The 13,893-nt window shown below is 45.4% G+C and carries 12 protein-coding genes and 1 pseudogene; 6 read left to right on the plus strand and 7 right to left on the minus strand.

The genetic code is table 11. The features are described from left to right. Positions 1–266: 266 nt before the first annotated feature. Both QUB20_RS02280 and QUB20_RS02285 read right to left on the minus strand, forming a co-directional pair. Complete coding sequence (locus QUB20_RS02280) at positions 267–998, minus strand: WecB/TagA/CpsF family glycosyltransferase (protein WP_333242750.1); 732 nt, start codon at positions 996–998, stop codon at positions 267–269. A 207-nt stretch (positions 999–1,205) separates the two neighbouring features. Further along, on the minus strand, positions 1,206–1,343 hold the full coding sequence (locus tag QUB20_RS02285; RefSeq protein WP_333038037.1) for a hypothetical protein: 138 nt from the start codon (positions 1,341–1,343) through the stop codon (positions 1,206–1,208). A gap of 111 nt (positions 1,344–1,454) precedes the next feature. Here QUB20_RS02285 and QUB20_RS02290 point away from each other — a divergent pair, with 111 nt between their 5' ends. After that, the gene (locus tag QUB20_RS02290; RefSeq protein WP_333242747.1) at positions 1,455–4,664 is read left to right on the plus strand and encodes a glycoside hydrolase family 15 protein; all 3,210 of its coding nucleotides are present in this window, start codon (positions 1,455–1,457) and stop codon (positions 4,662–4,664) included. 158 nt (positions 4,665–4,822) lie between these two features. Here the strand turns inward: QUB20_RS02290 and hisB are convergent, their stop codons facing one another. Then, complete coding sequence (hisB, locus tag QUB20_RS02295; protein ID WP_333242961.1) at positions 4,823–5,461, minus strand: imidazoleglycerol-phosphate dehydratase HisB; 639 nt, start codon at positions 5,459–5,461, stop codon at positions 4,823–4,825. Positions 5,462–5,785: 324 nt separating this feature from the next. Beyond that, entirely contained in the window at positions 5,786–6,562 is a 777-nt protein-coding gene (fabI, locus tag QUB20_RS02300; RefSeq protein ID WP_333101974.1) for an enoyl-ACP reductase FabI, read from the minus strand. 329 nt (positions 6,563–6,891) lie between these two features. Here fabI and ntcA point away from each other — a divergent pair, with 329 nt between their 5' ends. Together ntcA and QUB20_RS02310 are read left to right on the plus strand one after the other, a co-directional pair. Next, on the plus strand, positions 6,892–7,557 hold the full coding sequence (gene ntcA / locus QUB20_RS02305) for a global nitrogen regulator NtcA (protein WP_333272220.1): 666 nt from the start codon (positions 6,892–6,894) through the stop codon (positions 7,555–7,557). A 77-nt stretch (positions 7,558–7,634) separates the two neighbouring features. Continuing rightward, positions 7,635–9,326: a DUF3084 domain-containing protein gene (locus QUB20_RS02310; protein WP_333242744.1), complete on the plus strand. Its 1,692-nt coding sequence runs from the start codon at positions 7,635–7,637 to the stop codon at positions 9,324–9,326. 343 nt (positions 9,327–9,669) lie between these two features. Here QUB20_RS02310 and QUB20_RS02315 read toward each other — a convergent pair whose 3' ends face one another. After that, positions 9,670–10,866 (minus strand): hypothetical protein, encoded by a 1,197-nt coding sequence (locus tag QUB20_RS02315; RefSeq protein WP_333242741.1) that lies wholly within the window; start codon positions 10,864–10,866, stop codon positions 9,670–9,672. Positions 10,867–11,068: 202 nt separating this feature from the next. Between QUB20_RS02315 and QUB20_RS02320 the strand changes: the two genes are divergently transcribed. Continuing rightward, a complete protein-coding gene (locus QUB20_RS02320; protein WP_333242737.1) occupies positions 11,069–11,464 on the plus strand; it encodes a pre-16S rRNA-processing nuclease YqgF in 396 nt (131 codons plus the stop codon). Between the two features lie 465 nt (positions 11,465–11,929). On the opposite strand, the gene QUB20_RS02325 is transcribed toward QUB20_RS02320, so the two are convergent. Next, a complete protein-coding gene (locus tag QUB20_RS02325; RefSeq protein ID WP_333236824.1) occupies positions 11,930–12,292 on the minus strand; it encodes a hypothetical protein in 363 nt (120 codons plus the stop codon). Between the two features lie 109 nt (positions 12,293–12,401). On the opposite strand from QUB20_RS02325, the pseudogene QUB20_RS02330 reads away from it, so the two are divergent. After that, a pseudogene (locus QUB20_RS02330) lies at positions 12,402–12,566 on the plus strand (TetR/AcrR family transcriptional regulator); the annotation flags it as partial. Positions 12,567–12,616: 50 nt separating this feature from the next. On the opposite strand, the gene QUB20_RS02335 reads toward QUB20_RS02330, so the two are convergent. After that, positions 12,617–12,979 (minus strand): hypothetical protein, encoded by a 363-nt coding sequence (locus QUB20_RS02335; protein ID WP_333236826.1) that lies wholly within the window; start codon positions 12,977–12,979, stop codon positions 12,617–12,619. Positions 12,980–13,099: 120 nt separating this feature from the next. Here QUB20_RS02335 and QUB20_RS02340 point away from each other — a divergent pair. Next, positions 13,100–13,893: cobalamin biosynthesis protein (locus tag QUB20_RS02340; RefSeq protein ID WP_333291126.1), on the plus strand; the 794-nt coding region annotated here is incomplete at its 3' end.

Raw genomic sequence — 13,893 nt, forward strand, 5'->3', positions numbered from 1 at the left:
CGGCGGTTGAAACCGCTACTACACAAACAAAGTCCGCGTAGGCGGACTGAAGAAATAACACGATTTATGTCGCTTGTAGTCGAGTCTATATCTCCTCGAATCCCCCTTAATAAAGAAAATTTTGACGACATTATTGTCCCCCCCTTGTTAAGGGGGGTTAGGGGGGATCGAGAGGATTGTGACTCAATTCTTGTCCCCCCCTTGTTAAGGGGGGTTAGGGGGGATCGAGAGGATTGTGACTCAGACAGAAGATTGATGCTATTAATTTACCCTCGCAAATCCCCCAAAGCTTTCAAGGCAAATTGTGGCAAAGCCAACATCCTCCGCCACCGCCAAGGTTCTTGATAAAGCCGATACAGCCATTCTAAATGATTGTCGCAAAACCAAGCCGGCGCGCGGGTTTTTGTTCCTGCCCAAATATCGAAACTGCCACCAACTCCCACCCAAATTGACTGAGGGCAAAGGTGTCGGTGTTCGGCAATCCAAAATTCTTGGCGCGGCACTCCCAATCCTACAAATATCAGTTTTGGCTGCATTTGTTTGAGGCTTTCACGGAAGTCTTTCTCTTCATCTGCGGAAAGATAACCGTGTTGAGAAGCAATCGATAATCCGTTAACTTTTTGCTGCCAAGTTTTGGCCGCCGCAGCCGCCACTCCTGGGGAACCTCCAAAGAAAAATAGTGGTTCCGAATCAGGCAATTTTCCGGCTTGTTGCAGCAGCGATTCTGCTAATTCAATCCCCGGATAGCGCTGTGCCGGTTTGCCACGCAGCCGCAAGTACAACACCACTCCCGAACCGTCGGGAATCACCAGTTCCGCTTTGCGAATTACATCTGCTAAGGCCTGATTTTGCTCGGCTTGCATGGCCATTTCAGCATTCAAAGTCACCACATGACTTCCTAACCCTTGATGCAGACGCTCCATCAGCCAACCTGCATAATCATCTAATATGTGAACTGGTAGTCCCAGCACTGAAAATTGCGGGCGCGATCGATCCATATTTTTTTCTTTGAGATTCCTACACACCTAGTTATTTAAATTAGCTTAGATTGGCGATCGACGCTAGACCAGTTTTGGTCGCAAAAAACCCGGTTTGTGCCACCTTGAGTCTGTTAAGTCATCGTTCTGTGGCCCAGAAACCGGTTTTTTTGTAAGCGACGAGTCGCGCAAGTTCATTAGAGTTTGCCCGCCAAGTGCGATCGAGCATTAGCGTTCGATTTTTTTGACAGAGCCGTCGGCGTACCATTCCATCGGTACTAGCTCAATTTTACCATTAATTTTCACTGTAGAGTAGACAACTTTCACGAAAGGAACGCTGTTGTTATTGTGGTTTTGCGTAGACATGGCAATTACCTTTTTGTGTTTGGATAACTTGAGAAATGATCTAATATCTGATATATTTAAAAGTCTATTCACCCCAAATCTACTCGCATCAGGAAAAACAAGGAAAACGAAATGGCGATCGCAAAAAACCAGCGGCAAACCAGGTTAGATTATTACTACGAGCAAATCAAAACCATCATCCTCAAGCGCCAGAACCCAATTACAGGTTTGCTGCCGGCGAGTACCGCCGTTAACGCTCACGGCGACTACACCGATGCCTGGGTGCGCGACAACGTGTACAGCATTCTCGCGGTTTGGGGTTTGGGTTTAGCTTACCGCAAAATTGATGGCGATCAGGGCAGGACATTTGAACTCGAACACAGCACAGTCAAACTGATGCGCGGCTTGCTGTTTGCGATGATGCAGCAATCGAGCAAAGTAGAACATTTTAAAAATACTCAGTCGCCGCTAGATGCCCTGCACGCTAAATACAATACTCAAACTGGAGGTATTGTTGTCGGTGATGACAAGTGGGGACATTTACAGTTAGACGCTACATCTATATTTTTATTAATTCTTGCTCAAATGACGGCTTCCGGGCTGCACGTAATTTTTACAATTGATGAAGTCAATTTCGTGCAAAATTTAGTTTACTACATCGGTAGAGCCTACCGCACGCCGGATTACGGAATTTGGGAAAGAGGCCATAAAATCAATCGAGGCAATGCAGAATTGAACGCCAGTTCTGTTGGCATGGCAAAAGCAGCCCTAGAAGCCATAAATGGGTTGGATTTGTTCGGGATTAAAGGCTCTCAAGCATCGGTGATTCACGTTTTGCCCGACGAAATTGCCAGAAGTCGCATAACTTTGGAATCGCTTTTGCCTCGCGAATCTAGCTCAAAAGAAGTAGATGCCGCTTTATTGAGTGTGATTAGTTTTCCGGCTTTTGCTGTTGAAGACCGAGAATTAATAGAACGGACTCGAAATAAGATTATTGACAAATTGCAAGGAAAATACGGCTGCAAGCGGTTTCTGCGGGACGGACACCAAACAGTGTTGGAAGATGCCGATCGCCTGCACTACGAACCCACAGAATTAAGGCAGTTCGAGCACATTGAATGCGAGTGGCCGCTATTTTTCACTTATTTATTGTTGGACGGCATATTTCAGGGAAATCAAGCCCAAGTGCAGGAGTACCAGCAGCGTTTGGAATCTCTAGCAGTCGATCGCTCTGGTGTGCCGCTACTACCAGAATTGTACTACGTCCCCGCCGAAAATATAGAAGCAGAAAAGCTAAATCCCAGCAGCCAGCAGCGCTTACCCAATGAAAATATTCCCCTAGTTTGGGCCCAAAGTCTGTATTTTCTCGGTCAATTGCTAAATGAAGGATTAATCGCAGTGGGCGATATCGACCCGCTGGGAAGGCACCTGTCAGTGGGCCCGCACAGAGAACCTTTAGTGCAAATTGCACTGTTAGCTGAAGACGAAGATTTGCAAGCAGAATTAGCCGCTAACGGCATTGCGACGCAAACCCCAAAACAGGTAGAACCAATTCAAGTCCGCCAGACTAAAGAATTATCAGCTATTTACACGCAAATTGGACGCAACGACCAATTAGGCTTAACCGGCCGCCCCGTGCGCCGTTTGCGGAGTTTAACAACTTCTCGGGTGTTTAAAATTCGCGAAGAGGCGATCGTATTCCTCCCATCATTTTTGAACAGACAAGAGTTTTACTTAACTTTAGATTACCATTTTTTAGTAGCTCAAATCAAAAGCGAAATAGCTCACATTCACCACCACTGGTATCAGTTGGGACGCCCTACGGTAACGCTGATGCTGACTCACACGATGCTGGAAACCGGGCGGGAAGCGTTGTTAGAATTAATGAAGGAATTCCGGGATGGACACTGTAACAACACGCCAGTTAAACTCGGAAATCTTAAGCAGTTAATGCTGACCGCTGGCACGGAGAGAATTGATTTCATGCACGATTTTGAATTCACAGAATCTCCAGTTACAGGTGCAGTCGAAACTCCCAGATATCTCGGTTACAATCCTGAAAAAACTTGGCCTCTGGGTCATACGCAAGAATTTAAATTAGAGTGCGAAACTAATACTCAATTTTTGCTGACTAGCCTGCGCGAATCAGAAAATTTGTACGAACAAATTGAGCTGCTGCACACCTTGGTTCGCCTCAAAGGGTTAAACTTTGATACAGGATTTGGAGGGGCGGAAGAAACAGTTAAAGTTGTGGATTTGCTCAACGAAGTTTATACAAAAGCTGGAGAAAGTTCGCAATCAAAAATCCAATGGGCAGTCATCCGCCATGCCGCAGGTTTGCTGGACAAGGTTGATATCAGCTTGTCCGATGCGGTGACAGACATTTTGGTGCGGCAAAAACAGATTGCTGTGGGGAAAGCCTACAGCGAAGATTCGATAATTTCGCGACCCGGATCTTACACGGAAGTGATGGACAAAATTCGCCAATTCTGCGGAGAAGACATTCGCGATCGAGTTTTAACTCAAGAAATTCTCATCTACCTCGGCCTGCTAATTAAAGCCGAACCGCAGTTATTTAAAGGTTTGCTGACACTGAGAGTTAGCTACTTTATTTTGCTGCTGACTAGCGAGTTTGCCCGCGAATTGGGAGTTACGCAAAATGAAGCTTACGAACATTTAATGCAGCTAAGCCCCTTTGAAATCAAAAATCGCCTGCGCCAAGTGTTGACAGAATACGAGGAAATGAATCAAATCCTCAAACAGCAAGAATCCCTGCGCGTCAAACAGCCGGAAAAAGACATTGAATGGGTAGTAGCGCCAGTTTCTGAAGAACCAACCATGCCTGGGGGAGGATGGCGCCGGAAGCGGCAAATGGAAGGTACTGTCAATCGCGTACCGAAGGATTTTTATCCGAGTGTTTGGGGACTGCTGCGGCACTGCAAAGGCTTGATAATTGGCGACAAATTAGAGCGGCGCAATCGGTTAGACAGCCATATTATATTATCGGAAATGACACCCGGTGAAAAGAATTTCGCGCTACAAATCGAGCATTTGCTGAATAAGATTGTCGCACCGGAATACCGACAAGTCAATATTGAGGCGCTGATGGAGTTGGCGGCGATCGCCCAGCGCAACCCTGAATTGCAAGTAGAAGAATACATCGTTTTAGATGTATTAGTCGGTCACGCAGTCCGGCTGAATTGGCAAGGTAAACACCCGGAAAGAGCGGATAAATACGACGAAGATAAAGCGGCGGCTTGGCAAGCTTTTTACAATACTTCGCCTTACGTTTGCGCGAGTCACGTACTCGATGCTTTCCGATTCTTGACGAAGTTTGGATAGAGTGAGGGCGGGTGGTTAATACAAGTCTCGATTGACCTGTTTGTAGTAAAGACTTCAGTTTTTTCTTTGCCAACTCATCAGCAAAGTATTATAACTATTTAACTCGACATGGTACGACAGGTTAGTAGTAGCGCCCAAACGCTACTACTAACCCCATACTACAAAACTCCTTTAGAACTCGGAATCCCACTGGCGCGCCGCGGATCGATTTCTACCGCCATCCGCAGAGCTCGCGCAAATGCCTTAAACGCCGCTTCTACAATGTGATGAGAATTCCCGCCCTGCAACTGTCGAATGTGCAGTGTCATTTGACAGTGGTTCACAACCGCCGAAAAAAACTCTCTCACTAATTCTGTATCGTAAGTGCCGATCCGCTGGTTGGGAATTTCCAAGTTGTAACTTAAGTGAGGCCGTCCCGAAAAGTCTAGCACTACTTCAATTAAAGCTTCATCCAAAGGTGCGATGAAATGTCCGAAGCGAGAAATGCCCGATCGATCCCCGACAGCTTTTGCTAGGGCTTGGCCCAAGGTAATTCCCACATCCTCGTTCGTGTGGTGGTCGTCAATCTCCAAATCCCCGATCGCCTGCACGTCCAAATCGATCAATCCGTGAGAAGCAATCTGGTGCAACATATGGTCTAAAAACGGAATCCCCGTAGACGCCTTGCAAGTTCCCACACCGTCGAGATTGAGGCTGGCCGTGACATCCGTTTCCAGTGTCGTGCGTTTCACTAAGGCGGCCCTAGCTGGTTGAACTGAAGTTGCAGGAGGTACAGAAGGGCGATCGATTATCTCCATAATTCGCAATTGGTCATTCATTAGTTATTGATAATTAGTAATATCATGTCCGATCGAGCGATTAAAAGGGCGGGTTTTTGAGATTGTCAATTATTGGCAAATATTTTTCGTGAACCCGCCCCTACCGTATTAGGGGTAATCGACCCGACATAATATAATTGAAGATTACAGCTTGATCGGCGCTAATTCTCAAGTGTTTAGTTAAGAGAATTATGCAAAACTCAAAACTCTCGAAAGGGGCGGCTTTTGCATAAAACTTACTTGTTAGAGTTAAAGTTTATTGTCTAAACCCGCCCCTACATAACTCTAAATTCTCGACAACTGTTACATTCCCATGATTTCGTAACCGGCATCGACATACAAAACTTGACCCGTAATCCCGCTAGCGAGATTGCTGCACAGAAAAGCCGCAGCATTTCCCACTTCCTGCTGAGTCACCGTCCGCCGCAGCGGGGCAACTTCCTCAACGTGGTGGATCATGTCCAGAATACCGCCAACTGCTGACGAAGCCAGAGTCCGAATCGGGCCAGAAGAAATCGCATTTACCCGAATATTTAACGGGCCCAGTTCAGCAGCCAGATAGCGAACATTCATTTCCAAAGCTGCCTTAGCAATTCCCATCACATTATAATTAGGAACTACCCGGACGCCGCCCAAATAAGTCAGCGTGACAATACTGCCGCCCTCGGCCATCAGGGGTTTAGCAGCAGCACAAAGCCGCACCAGCGAGTAAGCGCTAATATCCAAAGCATTGGAGAAACCTTGGCGCGAAGTGTTGGTGAAGTCTCCCGAAAGTTCGTCCTTGCCGGCAAAAGCCAGACAGTGGATGAGGACATCTAACTTGCCCCACTTGTCGGCGATGGTTTTAAAAGTAGACTCAATTTCGCTCTCGTCTTGGACATTGCAGGGCAAATACAGACTGGGATTGAGCGGTTCCACCAGTTCAGCGACTTTACGCTCGTGCTTGCCTTTCTCGTCCTTCAAATAAGTTATGCCGAGGTTGGCCCCAGCTTTGTGGAGCTGCTGAGCGATGCCCCAGGCGATCGAGCGATTGTTGGCAATGCCCGTAACAAGAGCATTTTTTCCGGTCAAATCTATCATCTGTAGTTTATCTAAAAGCAACTTGCACCGTTCTCATTGGCTATATCTGACAACCCCGCCAGTTTAGACACAACTGATTCAGATTTAACTGATTCAGACACAATTGAGACACAATTGAGACACAATTGATATTAATTTTGCTGTGGAGCTACATGGGGGCGGAATTGAAAAAGTTAAGAGAAGGGCTAGATTTAATCATACAGTGCGTGTTTACCTTAACATTAGATGGAAGTAACAGAATCCTTGGATATTGGAGGTTGGGCAGTATATTTACTCAATAAGGTTAATCGGCAAGTTATAAAGTATTGATTAGTACAAAGGATCTAGTCGTGACGCATGATAGACCGCTAGCAGCCGTGTTCCGCCAAATCAGCGGCGGAGCGTTTCCACCCATTGTGGAAACCTTTGAACGGGGCAAGACAATTTTTTTCCCTGGAGACCCGGCTGAGCGCGTCTACGTTCTCATTAGAGGTGCTGTGAAGCTCTCCAGGGTGTACGAAGCAGGGGAAGAAATTACAGTCGCCCTCCTGCGCGAAAATAGCGTATTTGGGGTGCTGTCTCTGATTACGGGACACCGATCGGACAGGTTTTACCACGCGGTAGCCTTTACGCCGGTGGAATTGATCTCGCTGCCGATCGAACAAGTCGAGAAAGCGCTCAAGGAAGACCCGGAATTGTCGATGGTGATGCTACGGGGACTGTCGTCTCGGATTTTGCAAACCGAGATGATGATTGAAACGCTGGCGCACCGAGATATGGGTTCGAGACTCGTCAGCTTTTTGCTGATTCTGTGCCGGGATTTTGGCGTGCCGGGGGCTGAGGGGATTACGATAGATTTGAAGCTGTCCCACCAGGCGATCGCCGAAGCGATCGGCTCGACGCGGGTAACGGTGACTCGTTTGCTGGGCGATCTCAGGCAAGAAACCATGATCTCGATCCACAAGAAAAAGATCACAGTCCACAACCCGGTGGCCCTAAGCCAGCAATTCACTTGATGCCGAGAAAGTATAGGATTTTGGATTTTGGATTTTAGATTCAATCCAAAATCCAAAATCCAAAATCTAAAATCGGAATGACTGCTGGATACATCCTGGTATTTGTAATTTTAGTGTTGGGGGGTGTGATCGCCACTGTCAGCGATCGCCTTGGGACGAAAGTCGGCAAGGCAAGGTTGAGCTTGTTCAAACTTCGCCCCCGCGATACTGCTGTTGTTGTGACAGTGATGGCCGGCAGTATCTTGTCAGCCATTACTCTGGGCATTTTGTTTGCTACTAGCAAGCCGCTGCGAACCGGAGTTTTTAGAATAGACGAGATTCAAAAAAGGCTCAACAACGCCCGCAGAGAAATCAACCAAGCCACTCAAGAAAAAAATCTAGTTGAAACTGAATTAGCTCAAGCCAGAGCCGCTCAAGCGCAAGCTAGAGCCAATTTAGAGCAAATTAATCAATCCCTCCAAGCAGCTAATGCCGAGCAAGCTCTGACGCAAACAAAATTAAACTCGCTGCGGGCCCAGCTTAACAGCGTGCAAGCAGCCAAGTCTAAAACTGAAGAGCAGTTAAGTCAGGTAGAAGCGGCTAAATCTCAGACAGAAGAACAGCTCAGCAGTGTGGAAGCAGCTAAATCCCGCACCGAAGAACAATTGAAACTGGTTGAAACGGCTCGATCGACTACACAAGCTCAGCTCGATCGCACCGAGAACCAATTGAAAACAGTTTCCGAGCAAAAAACGACTTTAGGCTCGGAAATCGCCCAACTGCAAGAGGAACGGCAACAGTTAATCGAGCAGCGAGAGCAGGTAAAAACTCAAATTGCCCAGCGCGATCGAGAAATTGCCAAGCGAGACGCAGAAATAGCCCAGCGGGACAAGGAAATTGTCGATCGCAACGAACTAATTGCCCAGCGAGACAAGGAAATTGCTCAGCGGATGCAAAATCTGGCAGATCGCGATCGAATAATTGTCGATCGCGACAAAGTAATTGCCGAGAGGGAAGCACTCCTAGAAACCTTGGCACAGCAACAAGCTCAACTCGAACAGCAACAAACTGTCTTGCAGCAACAAGTGCAAATTTTGGAACGCGACTTTCAGGCAATCCGCGAGGGTACAGTTGCCATCAGGCGCGGTCAAATTTTAGCTGCTGGCGTGGTTCGCATTATTGAACCCGGTATGGCAAGTGGCGCGATCGATCGACTCTTGCAAGAAGCAAATAAAACCACCGTCGGACTGATGCAGCCGGAAAATACCAAGGTTAGGGATCAGGTTATTCAAATTACTAAAGCAGAAATCGATCAACTAATTAGTCAGATTAAAGACGGTCAAGACTACGTGGTGCGAATTGTTGCCGGCGCTAATTACCTGCGGGAAGAAAAGCTAATTAAGGTATTTGCAGAAGCAGAAATCAATCGAGTTGTCTTCCGGGCTGGAGATGTGATTGCAGGGGTTGCTGTCGATCCGGTGACTTTGACTGACGAACAGGTGCGGCAGCAGTTGCTGCAATTGATAGAAGCTTGTCAATTTCGCGCTCGCCTAATCGGCGTTGTCGGCGGTAGAGTTCAAGTGGCCGACAGTCAGATTGAAACTTTAGCTGGTTTTATAGAGCGATTGCAGCAGTACGAGAAACCGCTGGACGTTCAGGCGATCGCGGCAGATGTCACTTACATCGCCGGCCCGCTTAAAATAGATTTAGTTGCTCGTGAAAACGGAGTCGTTGTTTTTCGCACCGGACAACAAAAAGCTGGCCCAGGAGATTTGAAAGTTAAAAAATAAGTGCGATCGACATATCGAATTTGATGAAAAATTTTGGGCGATCGAATTACAATTTTGCTTGACTTTTTCGCGCCCTTGACATATCATTAAATCATGGGAATCCGTGCCGCCATATATATAGCAATCGTAGGGTGTGTCGCCACCAAAAATCTGGAAGCACCACCAACAATCTCACAGCGACGCACCGCACCGCTAAGAAGGCAAAGAAAGAAACTAAGAATCGAACCCTGAGATATTGACATCACAGAACAAAATTTGGCTCTATTCATAGCATTTGTAATAATTATTGTAACAGTATATTGTTGAGTTTGTCGATGTACAACTTGGGGCTTGATCGGAAAGATCATAAGTTGTCTTCCCATGATTCTTGGCTTTCTTTTTCATGCACTGTTTTGTGGCTAATATCCATCTTTCTTTGATATCTTTCCAAGCGAGCTTTCATGGCATCCTTTCTATTTTCCTCCATATACTGCTTGTACTGATTGTAAAGCGTCGGCAAATTTTCAACTTCTTGATCGGAAAGACCATAAGTAGTTTTCCAATAGTTCTTGGCTTCTTCATGCAATGTTTTGTGGCCAATCTTTATCTGTGTTTGATATCTTTTCAAGCAAGCTTTAATAGCATCCTTGCAGGCTCCATCCCTGTCACGATACCATATTGGCGAAAACACACCAAACCCGCGCTCGCTCGGATATTCACAAAAACGCCCATATATTGATTGAATGTGTAAATGGAACTCCGGGTTGGATTTCTCGAATGCATTAATGTACGAATTAACATTTTTAATCCAGTCATACAAAATAGCATGACCGAGACTATAAGCGACTACTACGTCACTGCCCCCTGGGTCAAAAGAAAGCTGGTTTATCCTACTTCCCCTTGGGCATGGTCTAACAATTTTCCTTAATTCAGGGGGTAAGCCGTGCATCTCACTAGAGAAAATTGCCACCATTATTCCTCTCTCAGTACGAAAAAGCTCTGTAGCTGATGGAATTTGAATATTCTTTGCATCATCTCGATGTCCTCCCACTGGATCTTTAGACGATTGAGTTTGATTGTTACTCGACATCGCCTGTTCACGTCGAAGTTGTCTCTGTATTTTTTCTTGCTCTTTTACTTCATTTCGCTTACGAATTCGTTCATCATAAAGTTTCTTCAACTCATCTTTGCGAACTTCTCCAACCACAGCAATTGTGATCGAATCTAGCCATTCAGGAAAAGCATTAATAGGATTGCACCATAGTTGTTCAATATGATAAGATAAACTATCTCGTTGCTGCTGAGGAATATCTTTTGGGTCTAGCCAGACTTTACCGACCTTTTCGCGATCGCTATTATCAACTTCGTACCAAAAGTTAATATTTGCGAAGGAGCCAGCATCTAATTCTTTTGCCAAATTGGGGTAATCACACTTAATTTTTTTGATATGAAACCAAACATCTTTTTTATGTCGTTGATTAGCATTCCTAAATGTGCGGCTTACAAAGCCGAAACCTCTTTCTGTATTGTATTCCTGAACATGACCAAATTCGACTTCCATTACTACAACTCCCAGCTAAATAGGGATTTCCATGATGATATAATATGTCAATCCCACAAAAAAGTCAAGCAAAATAAGTACGATCGCCCGCAAAGATTTTGAGACATTCAAGAATGCAAGTATCAGATTAGATATAGGTTGGCGATTGAGTTGACTGGCGCTCGATCGCAACTACAAACTTATTAACACAGGACTCATAAATATGATTTTAGGTTTCGATCCAGGTAAAGACAAATGCGGCATAGCTGTAATGGGTAGAGATAAGAAGGTCTGCTACCATCAAGTTGTGCAGTCGGAAGCAGCGATATCTACTATTCAATCTTTGTGCGAACAGTTTCCCATTGAGTTATTGGTGCTCGGAGATCAAACGACTTCTAAGAGTTGGAAACAAAAACTGACGCAGAGTTTGTCGCCAGCGCTCAAAATTGTTCAGGTGGACGAGAGGTACAGCAGTTTAGAAGCGAGGGAACGCTACTGGCAAATGTACCCTCCCACGGGACTTTCGCGCTTGATTCCCCAGGGAATGCGGACGCCACCGAAGCCAGTGGACGATATTGTGGCGATCGTCCTAATTGAGAGGTATTTAAACAAAAGTTAGTTAATTTTATAACCGTTAAGCTGTGGAGCATTTAAACCAGTAACGAGGCTAGTAGGGTGCGTCAGCTAGAACCCTTACGCTGAAACGGAAAACCTTAGATGCTGACGCACCTTACGCAAGTCCTTTAAATGCCGAACAGCTTATTGGTTATTTATTGGTTATAACTCAGATGTTACACCATTCTCAACAAGGCTTTTATGAACAGGCTTTTCGGCCTGTTCCACAATATATAAATTTTCTTGTGGAACAGGCCGAAAAGCCTGTTGCTGACAATGGTGCAAGATATCAGTTATAACCGATATCTTGCAGCAATATCAATAAGAGGATTTTTCGTGGGGTCGGGCGGGTTTATAGAACCTATTTGCAAGCTTTAAGGCTGTTGGCGAACCCGCCCCTACGGCTAATTGAGAATGGTGCAATATCTCAGTTATAACCAATAACCCGTCACCCATCCCCAATCCCCAATTACTCTATAAATTCGTACATTTGCTGTACCCAATTCTCCCGGTTTTTCTGCCATTCATCCGTCACTACTTCCCAAGTTGTATTGCTTTCAAGTTCCAGCAATAGACTTGATACTTCTTCCAGCGTCGATGCTATATGACATTCTTCTACCCAACTTTCACGGATCATTTTCCAGAGACTTTGTACCGCTTCTCGCTGAAAATTTGATTCTAATTCAACTAGCAATTTCGCTAGGTGTTTTTCGTCACTTGCTGCTGATACCTCCCTCATCCAACAGTCGCGACGTTCTTTCCATTCTTCCGTCACTGCGTCCCAGTTTAGGTGGGCTTGAAACTCTAACAGTAATTGGTTTAGTTCTACCATATTAAATTTTGTCTTGTTTGCAGTTTGTGCTATTTTTGTACAAATTTTATTGATTGAGAGTGTTGGTTTTTTATAATGAGCTATGTGGCTGAGGCTTTTTTGGGAAACGGCTCAGGTATTTTTGGGAATGTTTGCAGTCGCGCCCTTCAGTCAAAATACGATTATGAAGCCGAATGCTTCTCGGCAGCAAATGCAAAAAATGGCTGAAGGACTCGCTGATATTTTTCTAAATGGGGTTTTGCAGAAAGATGAAGAATTAGTGATTAGTCATTAGGAAATGTTAGAGTCTGAAAACGCATATCTACAGGCTCTAAATCCTCGAAACTACTCCTTAAACTTGTGCATTTGCTGTACCCATTTCTCGCGATTCTGCTGCCATTCATCGGTAACCGCTTCCCAATTGGTATTGGTTTCAAGTTCCAGCAATAAACTTGATACTTCTTGAACAATCGATGCTGCCAGACATTCTTCTACCCAACGGTCTCGACGCTGTTGCCACTGAATATCCACCGATTCCCACTTCAAGTTAGATTCCAATTCAACTAGCAATTCTGCTAGATATGTCAGGTTAACTGATGCTGCCACATCGCTAACCCAACTTTCCCGGCGGTCTATCCATTCTTTTGTCACTCCTTCCCATTTGAGGTTGCTTTCAAACTCTAACAGTAACTGATTTAGTTCTACCATCTTAAATCTTGGGTTTTTTGTAGTTTGTGCTACAATTATACCAAAATTTTCACTAAACAGAGTGTTAAGTTTTTTTTAAGATTGCGGTCGCAGTGAAACTACAGAATAGATAACTGAATAATGAACGATGAATTTACTTTAGATATGCTAGAGATTCCCAGCGGTTGGAGGCGGGGCGAAGGTGACTGGACTGGAGTGGCGGCGGCTCTTGCTAGAGGGGAAACTGTCGAAGTAATTCAAGAAGTTGGTTCTACTTTGTGGCAAAACAGTCTGCCAGAAAAACATTCTTTGTATTGGGATGGGGAAAATCTATCAACTATCAAAGCCCGAATTTGGATTAGTTTCACCCAGAGAAGATTTTCGCCGGAATCTGTTTTGCCAAAGGTTCAGTGGCATCCGAGAGTGTTGTGGGTAGGGATAGGTTGTGAACGCGGAACAGGGCGAGAATTAATCGAAACTGCGATTAAACAAGTATGCCGTGCTTATCATTTAGCCGAAAGTGCGATCGCAGGTATTGCTACAATAGACACTAAAGCAGGTGAAGTCGGCTTGCTGGAACTTTGTCAAGCGCGAAATTGGCCGTTAAAAACCTTTGCTGCTGACATTTTAAGTTCCGTAGAAGTCCCTAATCCTTCCAATATTGTAGTCAAACAAGTCGGGACGCCTAGTGTAGCAGAAGCTGCGGCACTTTGTGCGATCGAACTAATATCTTGTACCATGCTCGATAACAGGCAAGATGCCTGTTCCACAATTCTCAACAACAGGCAAGATGCCTGTTCCACAAAGACTGAATCTGCTTGTGGGGAGGGCATCTTGCCTGCCCGTACCATGCTCAACAACAGGCAAGATGCCTGTTCCACAATTCTCAACAACAGGCAAGATGCCTGTTCCACAAAGACTGAATCTGCTTGTGG

The sequence above is a fragment of the Microcoleus sp. B4-C2 genome (assembly GCF_036705265.1).
Classification (GTDB): Bacteria; Cyanobacteriota; Cyanobacteriia; order Cyanobacteriales; family Microcoleaceae; genus Microcoleus.

Bases quoted from the DNA above. Each gene is read 5' to 3' on its own strand.
- QUB20_RS02280 (WP_333242750.1), bottom strand. From the start codon at position 998: ATGGATCGATCGCGCCCGCAATTTTCAGTGCTGGGACTACCAGTTCAC.
- QUB20_RS02285 (WP_333038037.1), bottom strand. From the start codon at position 1,343: ATGTCTACGCAAAACCACAATAACAACAGCGTTCCTTTCGTGAAAGTT.
- QUB20_RS02290 (WP_333242747.1), top strand. From the start codon at position 1,455: ATGGCGATCGCAAAAAACCAGCGGCAAACCAGGTTAGATTATTACTAC.
- hisB (WP_333242961.1), bottom strand. From the start codon at position 5,461: ATGGAGATAATCGATCGCCCTTCTGTACCTCCTGCAACTTCAGTTCAA.
- fabI (WP_333101974.1), bottom strand. From the start codon at position 6,562: ATGATAGATTTGACCGGAAAAAATGCTCTTGTTACGGGCATTGCCAAC.
- QUB20_RS02310 (WP_333242744.1), top strand. From the start codon at position 7,635: ATGACTGCTGGATACATCCTGGTATTTGTAATTTTAGTGTTGGGGGGT.
- QUB20_RS02315 (WP_333242741.1), bottom strand. From the start codon at position 10,866: ATGGAAGTCGAATTTGGTCATGTTCAGGAATACAATACAGAAAGAGGT.
- QUB20_RS02320 (WP_333242737.1), top strand. From the start codon at position 11,069: ATGATTTTAGGTTTCGATCCAGGTAAAGACAAATGCGGCATAGCTGTA.
- QUB20_RS02325 (WP_333236824.1), bottom strand. From the start codon at position 12,292: ATGGTAGAACTAAACCAATTACTGTTAGAGTTTCAAGCCCACCTAAAC.
- QUB20_RS02335 (WP_333236826.1), bottom strand. From the start codon at position 12,979: ATGGTAGAACTAAATCAGTTACTGTTAGAGTTTGAAAGCAACCTCAAA.